The organism is Pseudomonas putida (genome assembly GCF_050990305.1).
GTDB classification, from domain to species: Bacteria; Pseudomonadota; Gammaproteobacteria; order Pseudomonadales; family Pseudomonadaceae; genus Aquipseudomonas; species Aquipseudomonas putida_AH.
In genome coordinates, this window is sequence record NZ_CP158817.1 from 842073 (window position 1) to 854538 (window position 12466).

Genomic DNA, 12466 nt, shown 5'->3' on the forward strand with positions numbered 1-12466 from the left:
ATAACGAAGTACCCAATGACCGTTCAGGGCGCTCGCGCCCTGGAAGAAGAGCACGCTCACCTGACCAAGGTCGTCCGTCCGAAGCTCAGCCAGGACATCGGTACGGCCCGTGAATTGGGTGACTTGAAGGAAAACGCCGAATACCACGCTGCTCGTGAGCAGCAGGGTATGGTCGAGGCGCGGATCCGTGACATTGAAGGTCGCATGCAGAATGCGGTGATTATCGACGTCACGACCATTCCTCACACCGGTAAGGTGATTTTCGGCACGACCGTCGAAATCGCCAACGTCGAAACCGATGAAAGCGTGACTTACCAGATCGTGGGTGAGGACGAAGCTGACATCAAGCTCGGCAAGATCTCCGTTGGCTCGCCCATTGCTCGCGCCTTGATTGCCAAGGAAGAAGGTGATGTGGTTGCGGTCAAGACGCCAGGCGGCGTTATTGAGTATGAGATTGTCGAAGTTCGCCACATCTAAAGGCAGGCGCCCGCTACGTGCGGGCGCCATGCTTTGGCAGCTGACCCAGATGTTGTGGGTCGGCGGTTTGTGGTTGTTGCACATTGGTCTGCCGCCGGTGCTGGGTCGAATTGGCCTGGCGCCGTTGCTGATCGATGAAATTGCAGGTATGTCGAATGCGCTGATGGTGGGATTTGCCGCAGCGTGCGTGGTGTTTCAGGCTTTGGTGCTGGTTCAGGCCGAGGGCCTTGCCAGTCTATGGCGCGATGTTCGCGGGCAGCTGTTGCTGATGGCGCTTTTTGCGAGTGCAATGTACTTCGCGGTGCGTATCGGTTGGCCGGATGCGATGCGGTGGCAGGTGTTCAGCTATCTTGTCTTGGGCTTTTCCGGGCTGGTACTGGTGCTGCAGCCGGTGCCGGGATGGGGTGGCAGGGCGCGCGAAGCGCACCCTTGACCCTTGTCATCACTTGAAGCGATGGACGTTCGACAGCTGCTTGTTGACGCTGAAGTTTTTGCGGTAAATCAGTGCCATCTTGCCGATGACCTGAACCAGATCCGCTTTGCCGACCTTGCACAGTTCTGCAATGGACGCCAGGCGCGATTCGCGATCCAGGATGTTGAGCTTGATCTTGATCAGCTCGTGATCCGCCAAAGCGCGTTCAAGTTCGGCTAATACACCTTCAGTCAGGCCATTGTCAGCCACAATCAAAACTGGTTTCAGATGGTGGCCAATGGATTTGTACTGTTTCTTCTGCTCTTGAGTGAGCGGCATAATCTGACCCTTTCGTCTGGATTCTGTAAAATGGCGGCCATTTTACCCGAGGGTTCGTGGATCCGCCCAACTAATCACGACCCTTATCATCGAGGTGCCCAATTGGCGCGTTCCAAGACAAGCCTTGGTTGGCTGAAAAGACATGTCAACGATCCCTATGTGAAGCAGGCGCAGAAGGATGGCTACCGCTCGCGTGCGAGTTACAAGCTTCTGGAGATCCAGGAGAAATACAAGCTGATCCGTCCGGGCATGAGCGTTGTCGACCTGGGTGCAGCGCCCGGCGGATGGTCGCAGGTCACCAGCCGGCTGATCGGTGGTCAGGGGCGTCTGATTGCCTCGGACATCCTGGAAATGGACAGCATTCCGGACGTGACTTTCATTCAGGGTGACTTCACCCAGGACGAGGTGCTCGCTCGGATACTTGAAGCCGTGGGTAATTCACAGGTGGACCTTGTGATTTCCGATATGGCCCCCAATATGAGTGGTACGCCTGAAGTAGACATGCCAAAAGCCATGTTTCTTTGCGAGCTCGCGCTTGATTTGGCGGAACGGATACTCAAGCCGGGTGGTAATTTCGTGATCAAGATTTTCCAGGGCGAAGGGTTTGATGTTTACCTGAAGGATGCGCGTCGGAAATTCGACAAGATCCAGATGCTCAAGCCAGACTCCTCCCGTGGGAGTTCCCGCGAGCAATACATGCTGGCTTGGGGCTATCGTGGGCGTACTGAGTGAAAAGAGAGATTTTTCGACCGGGGCGATAGGATTTTCGTATTTCGCCTTGTGAGAATTAGCGAATATTGTGTAGGAAGTGTTTCACAAAGGGTTACAGACGGCGCCTGCCAGAGTTGTAGGTAATGTAGTAAGTTAGGCCGGTGAATATCATGCGAAGCGCGCGCCACCAGCGGTGCTAGCTTCAGAGGGTAGTTAATTGAACGATATGGCAAAGAATCTGATCCTGTGGTTGATCATCGCGGCTGTCCTGGTGACGGTGATGAACAACTTCTCCAGCCCTAACGAGCCGCAGACCCTCAACTATTCCGACTTCATCCAGCAGGTCAAGGATGGCAAGGTCGAGCGCGTGGCGGTAGATGGCTACGTGATCACCGGCAAGCGCAACGATGGCGACAGCTTCAAGACCATTCGTCCGGCCATTCAGGATAACGGTCTGATCGGCGACCTGGTGGATAACCATGTCGTGGTTGAAGGCAAGCAGCCTGAACAGCAAAGCATCTGGACTCAACTTCTGGTCGCCAGCTTCCCGATTCTGGTGATCATTGCCGTGTTCATGTTTTTCATGCGGCAGATGCAGGGTGGTGCAGGCGGCAAGGGCGGGCCGATGAGCTTCGGTAAGAGCAAGGCGCGCCTGCTTTCCGAAGATCAGGTCAAGACTACCCTGGCTGACGTTGCCGGTTGCGACGAAGCCAAAGAAGAAGTTGGTGAGCTGGTAGAGTTCCTGCGTGACCCGGGTAAATTCCAGCGTTTGGGCGGTCGAATCCCACGCGGCGTGCTGATGGTCGGTCCTCCGGGTACCGGTAAGACGCTGCTGGCCAAAGCAATCGCTGGCGAAGCCAAAGTGCCTTTCTTCACCATTTCCGGTTCCGACTTCGTCGAAATGTTCGTCGGTGTCGGTGCCAGTCGTGTTCGCGATATGTTCGAACAGGCCAAGAAACACGCACCATGCATCATCTTTATCGATGAAATCGACGCCGTTGGTCGCCACCGTGGCGCCGGCATGGGCGGCGGTCATGATGAGCGCGAGCAGACTCTCAACCAGTTGCTGGTGGAGATGGACGGCTTCGAAATGAACGACGGCATCATCGTGATTGCTGCAACCAACCGTCCTGACGTGCTTGACCCTGCGCTGCTGCGTCCAGGCCGTTTCGACCGCCAGGTTGTGGTCGGTCTGCCAGATATCCGTGGTCGTGAACAGATTCTCAAGGTTCACATGCGTAAAGTGCCGATGGGTGACGATGTCGCTCCGGCCGTGATTGCTCGCGGTACGCCGGGCTTCTCCGGTGCGGACCTCGCCAACCTGGTGAACGAGGCATCGCTGTTTGCTGCCCGTGCCGGCAAACGCATTGTCGAAATGAAAGAGTTCGAACTGGCCAAAGACAAGATCATGATGGGCGCTGAGCGCAAATCCATGGTCATGTCCGAGAAAGAGAAGCAAAACACGGCTTACCATGAAGCAGGTCATGCCATCGTTGGTCGCGTCGTACCTGAACATGATCCAGTGTACAAAGTGTCGATCATCCCGCGCGGTCGAGCGCTGGGTGTGACCATGTTCTTGCCGGAGGAAGATCGTTACAGCTTGTCCAAGCGTGCGCTGATCAGCCAGATCTGCTCGCTGTACGGTGGCCGTATTGCCGAAGAGATGACGCTGGGCTTCGACGGTGTTACCACCGGTGCTTCCAATGACATCATGCGTGCAAGTCAAATTGCCCGGAACATGGTGACCAAATGGGGGCTTTCCGAAAAACTCGGCCCGCTGATGTACGCCGAAGAAGAGGGTGAAGTGTTCCTTGGTCGTGGCGGTGGTGGTCAGAATGCAAGTTTCTCTGGTGAGACGGCGAAACTGATTGACTCCGAAGTTCGCAGCATCATCGACCAGTGCTATGGCACGGCGAAGCAGATTCTCACGGATAACCGCGACAAGCTCGACGCCATGGCCGATGCCCTGATGAAGTACGAGACCATTGATGCCGAGCAAATTGACGACATCATGGCTGGGCGTACACCTCGCGAACCACGCGATTGGTCAGGTGGTACCGGTACTTCCGGAACGCCTCCGGTGGTGCAGGATGAGCGCCCGCAAACACCTATCGGCGGTCCGGCTGCAGACGTTTAAGGCTTGAAATGACTTTTGTTCAGTCCTCGACCCGGTTGCCTTGCGGCAACCGGGTTCTTGATTTGGCCCAGACGCATGTCATGGGCATCCTCAATGTCACTCCCGATTCCTTCTCCGATGGTGGCCAGTACAGCCAGCTCGACGCGGCCTTGCGCCACGCCGAGGCTATGGTGGCGGCTGGCGCGACACTGATCGATGTCGGTGGTGAGTCCACGCGACCAGGCGCCAGGGCGGTTTCGCCACTGGAGGAGCTTGAGCGTGTTGCCCCGATTGTCGAGCGCATTAACCGCGAAATGGATGTGATCATCTCGGTCGATACGTCCACGCCAGCTGTCATGCGTGAAACTGCGCGGCTAGGGGCCGGTTTGATCAACGATGTGCGTTCGTTGCGCCGCGATGGCGCGCTTGATGCGGCAGCGGCAACGGGTTTGCCGGTCTGTCTGATGCATATGCTGGGCGAGCCGGGCGATATGCAGGATAACCCGCACTATCAAGACGTTACGAAAGAAGTGGGTGAGTTCCTCGCCGAGCGCATGGCTCAATGTGAGTCGGTGGGCATTCCGGCTGAGCGGATCATTCTCGACCCGGGGTTCGGTTTCGCAAAAACCTTGCAGCACAATCTAAGCTTGTTCAAGCATATGGAAGCCTTGCACGCCTTGGGGCGCCCCTTGCTGGTCGGGGTTTCTCGCAAGAGCATGATAGGCCAGGCATTGAGTCGCCCGGTGGGTGAGCGCCTTTATGGTGGGCTCGCCCTCGCGGCGCTGGCATCGAGCAAGGGCGCGCGCATATTGCGCGTCCATGACGTGGCCGAAACAGTCGACGTGGTGAGAATGATCGCCGCAGTTGAATCAGCCGAATAAGAATGATGGAGCACCTATGGCTAGGAAATACTTTGGTACTGACGGCATTCGTGGTCGAGTCGGCGAATACCCGATTACTCCTGACTTCATGCTCAAGCTCGGCTGGGCCGCGGGTATGGCATTCCGCAAGATGGGAGCCTGCAAGGTGCTGGTTGGCAAGGACACCCGGATTTCCGGGTACATGTTCGAGTCGGCGCTCGAAGCTGGGCTCACGTCGGCGGGCGCCGATGTCATGCTCCTGGGGCCGATGCCGACACCGGCCATTGCCTACCTGACACGCACCTTCCATGCTGAAGCCGGCATCGTAATCAGTGCGTCTCACAACCCTCACGATGACAACGGCATCAAGTTTTTCTCCGGCAAGGGCACCAAGCTTCCGGATGAAGTCGAGCAGATGATTGAAGAGCTGCTGGACACCCCGATGACCGTGGTTGAATCAAGCAAAATTGGCAAGGTTTCGCGAATCAATGACGCCTCTGGCCGTTACATCGAATTCTGCAAGAGCAGTGTGCCGACCGGCAGCAGCTTCTCGGGCCTGAAAATCGTTATCGACTGCGCTCACGGTGCGACTTACAAGGTCGCCCCCAGCGTTTTCCGTGAGCTGGGCGCCGACGTTGTAGTGCTTTCAGCGCAGCCCAACGGTTTGAACATCAACGAGAACTGCGGATCGACCCATATGGGGCAATTGCAGGCCGCTGTTCTGACTGAGCATGCTGATCTGGGGATCGCCTTCGACGGCGACGGCGATCGCGTTCTGATGGTCGATCACACTGGCGCTGTCGTCGATGGCGATGAGCTGTTGTATATCATCGCTCGCGATTTGCATGAGCGCGGCAAGTTGCAGGGCGGTGTAGTCGGCACATTGATGAGTAACCTGGGTCTAGAGCTGGCCCTGGCGGATCTTGCTATTCCCTTTGTGCGAGCCAATGTCGGTGACCGTTATGTGATCGCTGATCTGTTAGAGCGTGACTGGTTGGTGGGGGGTGAAAACTCGGGGCATATCGTTTGCTTCAATCACACCACGACCGGCGATGCGATCATTGCAGCCTTGCAGGTGCTGATGGCATTGAAAACCCGCTCCGAAGGGTTGGCTCAGGCTCGCCAGGCGCTGCGAAAGTGCCCTCAGGTTTTGATCAACGTACGGTTCGGTGGTGGGGCAAGCCCTCTCGAGCACCCGTCGGTGAAAGAAGCCAGCGAGCGTGTAACCAAGGCTATGGCAGGGCGCGGGCGTGTGTTGTTGCGCAAGTCCGGTACAGAGCCACTGGTGCGTGTCATGGTCGAAGGTGAGGATGAAACACAGGTTCGCAGCTATGCCGAAGAGCTGGCAAAACTGGTTACTGAAGTTTCTGCCTGAATTCGGCTTGCCAGCCATGATTGTGTTGGGTAACATCTGCGCCCACTTTGACCGACGAGGTACAGCATGCGTCGCCCTATGGTAGCTGGTAACTGGAAGATGCACGGTACCCGCGCCAGCGTCGCTGAGCTGATCAATGGCCTGAATCAATTGGCCTTGCCGAGCGGTGTTGATGTTGCGGTATTCCCGCCTTGCCTGCATATCAATCAAGTGATTGATGGCTTGAAAGGAAAGTCGATTTCGGTCGGCGCGCAGAACTCTGCGGTGGAATCCATGCAGGGTGCGTTGACCGGTGAGGTTGCGCCGAGTCAGTTGGTGGATGCAGGCTGTTCCCTGGTGCTTGTCGGGCACTCCGAGCGCCGCCTTATCATGGGCGAGCAGGACGGAATGCTGAATCGCAAGTTCGCAGCGGCACAGGCATGTGGCTTGATTCCGGTGCTCTGTGTAGGGGAGACCCTTGAAGAGCGTGAATCCGGGAAAACTCTTGAGGTTGTCTCGCGTCAGCTGGGCAGTATCATTGAGGAGCTGGGTGTCGGTGCTTTTGCAAAGGCAGTCATTGCTTATGAGCCGGTCTGGGCCATTGGTACCGGGCTGACGGCTTCGCCGCAACAAGCGCAGGATGTGCATGCAGCCATCCGGGCTCAGTTGGCGGCAGAGAATTCTGAGGTCGCGCAAGGTGTGCGGCTTCTATACGGCGGCAGCGTGAAGGCGGCCAATGCGGTCGAACTGTTCGGCATGCCGGATATCGATGGGGGCCTCATTGGTGGGGCTTCCCTGAATGCAGATGAGTTCGGTGCGATTTGTCGCGCCGCGGGAAACTGAAAAAATGCTGGAAACAGTCGTAGTCGTTTTTCATCTGCTGGGTGCATTGGGCGTAGTGGCTCTGGTATTGCTGCAGCAGGGTAAAGGTGCGGATGCTGGCGCGTCTTTCGGAGCAGGTGCTTCAAATACTGTGTTCGGAAGCCAAGGTTCCTCTACCTTTCTTAGTAAGTTTACTGCTATACTCGCCGCAGGTTTTTTCATGACTAGCTTGGGGTTAGGATACTTTGCTAAAGAGAAGGCTCACCAGCTGACTCAAGTAGGTCTCCCAAATCCAGCGGTGTTGGAAGTTCCAAAGCAAAAACCGGCTTCTGATGATGTCCCGGTGCTTCAAGAGCAAAAGTCGGCTACTCCAGCGACTGACGTACCTCCAGCTCAAGAGCAGAAGTAAGAAGGGTTTCAAACGTAGTATTGCCGAGGTGGTGGAATTGGTAGACACGCAACCTTGAGGTGGTTGTGCCCATAGGGTGTAGGGGTTCGAGTCCCCTTCTCGGTACCAATTAGTCAGGAGAGCCCGCTGTTGCGGGCTTTCTTGCAGGTGGAAGGTTACATTGACCCTGTCAGGGATCGGTCGTATACTTCCGCCCCAGCTTTGTCGCGGGGTGGAGCAGTCTGGTAGCTCGTCGGGCTCATAACCCGAAGGTCGTCGGTTCAAATCCGGCCCCCGCAACCAGTTTAAGGAGCCCCTTTTAAGGGGCTTTTTGTTAGCTGGACACTTTCAACGCCGCTGTTCGACGGCGTTTCAAGGATGGGCGTTTCGCCCATTTTTTTATTTTGCATAGCATGCACATACATGCACTAGGGGGTTCAGGTGTCGAGCAAGCTAGAAGAGTTGCAGGCCTTGCTGGCCCCGGTGGTCGTGGCCCTAGGCTATGAATGCTGGGGTATTGAGTTTACGGCCCAGGGCCGCCACTCAATGTTGCGCGTTTATATCGATAAAGAGGGCGGCGTGCTGGTGGACGATTGTGCCATTGTCAGCCGTCAGATCAGCGGTGTGCTGGATGTTGAAGATCCTATCTCCGTTGAATACACCCTTGAAGTTTCCTCGCCTGGCATGGAACGCCCGCTGTTCACTCTTGAGCAGTTTGCCAAATTTGCCGGTGAACAAGTGAAGATCAAGCTGCGCTCGCCTTTTGAAGGTCGACGCAACTTTCAGGGCCTTCTGCGCGGTGTAGAAGAGCAGGATGTCGTGGTGCAGGTAGATGACCATGAGTTCCTGTTGCCGATCGATATGATCGACAAGGCCAACATTATTCCCAGTTTTGACTGAGACGCGGATCCCGCGGATCCAATGGCTTGCGAAAGGCGAGGCGTACGATGAGCAAAGAAGTACTGCTGGTTGTTGAGTCGGTATCCAATGAAAAAGGCGTACCGCCAAACGTGATTTTTGAAGCGCTGGAGCTGGCTCTGGCCACTGCTACCAAGAAGCGTTTCGAGGACGAAGTTGATCTGCGTGTGGAAATCAATCGCCACACCGGTGCTTATGAGACATTCCGTCGCTGGACGGTCGTCGAAGAAGACGACCTGGACGATCCAGCAATCGAAACCTGGCCAAGCAAGGTTGCCGAAACGCATCCTGGTGCCAAGGTTGGCGACGTGGTCGAAGAGAAGATCGAATCCATCGAGTTCGGCCGTATCGCTGCACAGACTGCCAAGCAAGTCATTGTGCAGAAGGTTCGCGAGGCTGAGCGCGCTCAGGTTGTTGACGCTTACCGCGAACACCTGGGTGAAATCATCTCCGGTACCGTCAAGAAAGTGACCCGCGACAACGTGATCGTTGATCTGGGCAACAACGCCGAAGCGTTGCTGGCTCGTGAAGACATCATTTCTCGCGAAACCTTCCGGGTTGGTGTGCGCCTGCGCGCATTGCTCAAGGAAATCCGCACCGAGAACCGTGGCCCGCAGTTGATCCTGTCGCGAACCGCGCCGGAAATGCTGATCGAGTTGTTCCGAATCGAAGTGCCGGAAATCGCTGAAGGTCTGATCGAAGTCATGGCTGCATCCCGTGATCCGGGGTCCCGTGCCAAGATCGCCGTCCGTTCCAAGGACAAACGCATCGACCCTCAGGGCGCTTGCATCGGTATGCGCGGTTCGCGTGTCCAGGCAGTGTCGGGTGAGTTGGGCGGTGAGCGTGTTGACATCGTTCTGTGGGACGACAACCCGGCTCAGTTCGTAATCAACGCCATGTCCCCGGCCGAGGTTGCGGCAATTATCGTTGACGAAGATGCCCATGCCATGGACATCGCCGTTGGCGCAGACAATCTGGCTCAGGCCATCGGTCGCGGTGGTCAGAACGTGCGTCTGGCTAGCCAATTGACTGGCTGGACCCTGAACGTGATGACCGAATCGGACATCCAGGCTAAGCAGCAAGCAGAAACCGGCGACATCCTGCGTAACTTCATCGACGAGCTGGAAGTCGACGAAGAGCTGGCTCAGGTGCTGGTAGATGAAGGCTTCACCAGCCTGGAAGAGATTGCCTACGTACCGTTGGAAGAAATGCTCAACATCGACGGCTTTGACGAAGACATCGTCAACGAGCTTCGTGCTCGTGCCAAGGATCGTTTGTTGACCAAAGCCATCGCTACAGAGGAAAAGCTGGCAGACGCCCATCCGGCCGAAGACCTGCTCTCGCTTGAGGGTATGGACAAGGATTTGGCGATGGAACTGGCGGTGCGCGGCGTAATTACCCGCGAAGACCTGGCCGAGCAGTCTATTGACGACCTGCTCGACATCGACGGCATTGACGATGATCGTGCCGGCAAGTTGATCATGGCCGCCCGAGCCCATTGGTTCGAGTAATTAGGCGCGGCCTGAGGAGAGAAGTGCATGACGCAAGTCACGGTGAAACAACTGGCCGATGAGGTCAAAACACCGGTAGAGCGCCTGTTGCAGCAGATGCGTGAGGCAGGTCTGCCGCACACCGCCGCCGAAGAACATGTGACTGACAGTGAGAAGCAATCCTTGCTGACTCACTTGAAAAGCAGCCACAAGGCGAAAGTGGAAGAACCACGCAAGATTACGCTGCAGCGTAAAACCACCAGCACCCTGCGTGTTGCTGGCAGCAAAAGCATCAGCGTTGAAGTACGCAAGAAGAAAGTCTTCGTACAGCGCAGCCCGGAAGAAATCGAAGCCGAGCGCAAGCGTGAACTGGAAGAACGTCGCGCAGTAGAAAATGCTGCACGTCAGAAGGCTGAAGAAGAAGCCAAGCGTCGCGCCGAAGAAGAAGCGCGTCGCCAGCCTGTTGCTGCGCCGACCGCTCCAGCTGAACCCGTTGCAGCACCTGCCGTGGTCGCCGAGCCTGTTCGCGAAAGCGCACCGGTTGTAGCTGTCGCGCCGGCTCCTGCTGCCGATACCCGTAAGCGCGATGAGCAACGTCGCCCGGACAAACCACGTGCCGATGATAACAATCGTCGCGGTGGTGGCGATGGCGAGCGCAAAAACGCTCCGCATCGTGCATCGGTCAAGGAAAAGGCGCCTGCTCCACGTGTTGCCCCACGTACTACCGACGAAGAAAGCGATGGCTTCCGTCGTGGTGGTCGCGGCAAGGCCAAGCTGAAGAAGCGCAACGCTCACGGTTTCCAGAGCCCAACCGGCCCTGTCGTGCGTGAAGTGAAGATCGGCGAGACCATCACTGTGGGCGATTTGGCCCAGCAGATGTCGGTCAAGGCCGCTGAAATCATCAAATTCATGTTCAAACTGGGTACTCCAGCGACCATCAACCAAGTACTGGACCAGGAAACTGCCCAGCTGGTTGCTGAAGAGCTGGGCCACAAAGTGACCCTGGTCAGCGATACGGCCCTGGAAGATTCCCTGGCCGAGTCCCTGAAGTTTGAAGGCGAGGCGGTTGCCCGTGCGCCGGTCGTGACCGTAATGGGTCACGTTGACCACGGTAAGACCTCCCTGCTCGACTACATCCGTCGTGCCAAGGTAGCCGCTGGCGAAGCCGGTGGTATTACTCAGCACATCGGCGCATACCACGTTGAAACCGACCGTGGCATGGTGACGTTCCTCGACACCCCGGGTCACGCCGCGTTTACCGCAATGCGTGCTCGTGGTGCCAAGGCAACCGACATCGTGATCCTGGTGGTTGCAGCGGACGACGGCGTAATGCCGCAAACCATCGAAGCTGTTCAGCATGCTCAGGCCGCCGGTGTTCCGCTGGTCGTGGCAGTGAACAAGATCGACAAGCCGGGTGCCGACCTCGATCGTATCCGTAGCGAATTGTCGGTGCATGGCGTGACGTCGGAAGACTGGGGTGGCGACACTCCATTCGTACCGGTTTCGGCCAAGATGGGTACCGGCGTCGACGAACTGCTCGAAGCTGTTCTGCTGCAAGCCGAGGTTCTGGAACTGACGGCTACGCCTTCGGCTCCTGGCCGTGGTGTCGTGGTTGAATCGCGTCTGGACAAGGGCCGTGGCCCGGTGGCTACCGTACTGGTTCAAGACGGTACCCTGCGTCAGGGTGACATGGTCCTGGTCGGTTCGAACTATGGCCGCGTTCGCGCCATGCTCGATGAGAACGGCAAGCCAATCAAGGAAGCCGGTCCAGCTATCCCTGTCGAGATTCTCGGCCTGGACGGCACTCCGGATGCTGGCGACGAAATGAGCGTTGTGGCAGACGAGAAGAAAGCCCGCGAAGTGGCTCTGTTCCGTCAAGGCAAGTTCCGCGAAGTCAAGCTGGCTCGTGCTCACGCCGGCAAGCTGGAAAACATCTTCGAAAGCATGGGTCAGGAAGAGAAGAAGACGCTCAACATCGTCCTCAAATCCGACGTCCGTGGTTCGCTGGAAGCGTTGAACGGTGCCTTGAATGGCCTGGGTAACGACGAAGTGCAAGTGCGTGTAGTCGGTGGCGGTGTCGGTGGTATCACCGAGTCCGATGCCAACCTGGCACTGGCCTCCAACGCTGTACTGTTCGGCTTCAACGTGCGTGCCGATGCTGGCGCTCGCAAGATCGTCGAGCAGGAAGGTCTGGATATGCGTTACTACAACGTGATCTACGACATCATCGAAGACGTGAAGAAAGCGTTGACCGGTATGCTCGGCAGCGACGTTCGCGAGAACATCCTCGGTGTGGCTGAAGTGCGTGACGTGTTCCGTTCGCCGAAGTTTGGCGCGATCGCAGGTTGCATGGTTATCGAAGGTGTCGTTCACCGTAACCGTCCAATCCGTGTACTGCGTGAAGACATCGTTATCTTCGAAGGCGAGCTGGAATCCCTGCGCCGCTTCAAGGATGACGCTTCCGAAGTACGTGCCGGCATGGAATGCGGTATCGGCGTGAAGAGCTACAACGACGTCAAAGTCGGTGACAAGATCGAAGTCTTCGAGAAGGTTCAGGTTGCTCGCAGCCTCTAACTCGC

12 protein-coding genes and 2 tRNA genes are annotated in these 12466 nt (G+C 56.9%); 13 read left to right on the forward strand and 1 reads right to left on the reverse strand.

The features are described 5' to 3' along the window. Both greA and ABTV22_RS03750 read left to right on the forward strand, forming a co-directional pair. On the forward strand, nucleotides 1-477 hold the full coding sequence (gene greA, locus ABTV22_RS03745) for a transcription elongation factor GreA (protein WP_433741287.1): 477 nt from the start codon (nucleotides 1-3) through the stop codon (nucleotides 475-477). A gap of 28 nt (nucleotides 478-505) precedes the next feature. Next, entirely contained in the window at nucleotides 506-910 is a 405-nt protein-coding gene (locus ABTV22_RS03750) for an MFS transporter (protein WP_433741289.1), read from the forward strand. A gap of 9 nt (nucleotides 911-919) precedes the next feature. Here ABTV22_RS03750 and ABTV22_RS03755 read toward each other — a convergent pair whose 3' ends face one another. Continuing rightward, nucleotides 920-1228, reverse strand: coding sequence for a YhbY family RNA-binding protein (locus ABTV22_RS03755; RefSeq protein WP_007942889.1), 309 nt, complete (start codon nucleotides 1226-1228; stop codon nucleotides 920-922). Between the two features lie 102 nt (nucleotides 1229-1330). Between ABTV22_RS03755 and rlmE the strand changes: the two genes are divergently transcribed. The 11 genes from rlmE to infB all read left to right on the forward strand — a co-directional run bounded on the left by rlmE (nucleotide 1331) and on the right by infB (nucleotide 12461). Further along, a complete protein-coding gene (rlmE, locus tag ABTV22_RS03760) occupies nucleotides 1331-1960 on the forward strand; it encodes a 23S rRNA (uridine(2552)-2'-O)-methyltransferase RlmE (RefSeq protein ID WP_433741290.1) in 630 nt (209 codons plus the stop codon). Between the two features lie 205 nt (nucleotides 1961-2165). Then, the gene (gene ftsH, locus ABTV22_RS03765) at nucleotides 2166-4076 is read left to right on the forward strand and encodes an ATP-dependent zinc metalloprotease FtsH (protein ID WP_433741292.1); all 1911 of its coding nucleotides are present in this window, start codon (nucleotides 2166-2168) and stop codon (nucleotides 4074-4076) included. A gap of 8 nt (nucleotides 4077-4084) precedes the next feature. After that, on the forward strand, nucleotides 4085-4936 hold the full coding sequence (folP, locus tag ABTV22_RS03770; protein ID WP_433738622.1) for a dihydropteroate synthase: 852 nt from the start codon (nucleotides 4085-4087) through the stop codon (nucleotides 4934-4936). A 16-nt stretch (nucleotides 4937-4952) separates the two neighbouring features. Beyond that, nucleotides 4953-6290, forward strand: coding sequence for a phosphoglucosamine mutase (glmM, locus tag ABTV22_RS03775; RefSeq protein WP_433738623.1), 1338 nt, complete (start codon nucleotides 4953-4955; stop codon nucleotides 6288-6290). Nucleotides 6291-6356: 66 nt separating this feature from the next. After that, entirely contained in the window at nucleotides 6357-7112 is a 756-nt protein-coding gene (tpiA, locus tag ABTV22_RS03780; protein WP_433738624.1) for a triose-phosphate isomerase, read from the forward strand. A 4-nt stretch (nucleotides 7113-7116) separates the two neighbouring features. Continuing rightward, nucleotides 7117-7500 carry a preprotein translocase subunit SecG gene (gene secG, locus ABTV22_RS03785; RefSeq protein ID WP_433738625.1) on the forward strand — a complete coding sequence of 128 codons (384 nt, stop codon included), beginning with the start codon at nucleotides 7117-7119 and terminating at the stop codon, nucleotides 7498-7500. Nucleotides 7501-7522: 22 nt separating this feature from the next. Continuing rightward, nucleotides 7523-7608 (forward strand) — tRNA-Leu (locus ABTV22_RS03790). A 97-nt stretch (nucleotides 7609-7705) separates the two neighbouring features. Beyond that, nucleotides 7706-7782, forward strand: a tRNA-Met gene (locus tag ABTV22_RS03795). A gap of 138 nt (nucleotides 7783-7920) precedes the next feature. Further along, the gene (gene rimP / locus ABTV22_RS03800; protein ID WP_085728105.1) at nucleotides 7921-8379 is read left to right on the forward strand and encodes a ribosome maturation factor RimP; all 459 of its coding nucleotides are present in this window, start codon (nucleotides 7921-7923) and stop codon (nucleotides 8377-8379) included. Between the two features lie 47 nt (nucleotides 8380-8426). Further along, nucleotides 8427-9908 (forward strand): transcription termination factor NusA, encoded by a 1482-nt coding sequence (gene nusA, locus ABTV22_RS03805; protein WP_433738626.1) that lies wholly within the window; start codon nucleotides 8427-8429, stop codon nucleotides 9906-9908. Between the two features lie 27 nt (nucleotides 9909-9935). Next, nucleotides 9936-12461: a translation initiation factor IF-2 gene (gene infB, locus ABTV22_RS03810; RefSeq protein WP_433738627.1), complete on the forward strand. Its 2526-nt coding sequence runs from the start codon at nucleotides 9936-9938 to the stop codon at nucleotides 12459-12461. Nucleotides 12462-12466 lie beyond the last annotated feature (5 nt).

Coding starts and splice junctions, on each gene's coding strand:
- ABTV22_RS03750 (WP_433741289.1), top strand. CDS start 506: ATGCTTTGGCAGCTGACCCAGATGTTGTGGGTCGGCGGTTTGTGGTTG.
- ABTV22_RS03755 (WP_007942889.1), bottom strand. CDS start 1,228: ATGCCGCTCACTCAAGAGCAGAAGAAACAGTACAAATCCATTGGCCAC.
- ftsH (WP_433741292.1), top strand. CDS start 2,166: ATGGCAAAGAATCTGATCCTGTGGTTGATCATCGCGGCTGTCCTGGTG.
- folP (WP_433738622.1), top strand. CDS start 4,085: ATGACTTTTGTTCAGTCCTCGACCCGGTTGCCTTGCGGCAACCGGGTT.
- glmM (WP_433738623.1), top strand. CDS start 4,953: ATGGCTAGGAAATACTTTGGTACTGACGGCATTCGTGGTCGAGTCGGC.
- tpiA (WP_433738624.1), top strand. CDS start 6,357: ATGCGTCGCCCTATGGTAGCTGGTAACTGGAAGATGCACGGTACCCGC.
- secG (WP_433738625.1), top strand. CDS start 7,117: ATGCTGGAAACAGTCGTAGTCGTTTTTCATCTGCTGGGTGCATTGGGC.
- nusA (WP_433738626.1), top strand. CDS start 8,427: ATGAGCAAAGAAGTACTGCTGGTTGTTGAGTCGGTATCCAATGAAAAA.
- infB (WP_433738627.1), top strand. CDS start 9,936: ATGACGCAAGTCACGGTGAAACAACTGGCCGATGAGGTCAAAACACCG.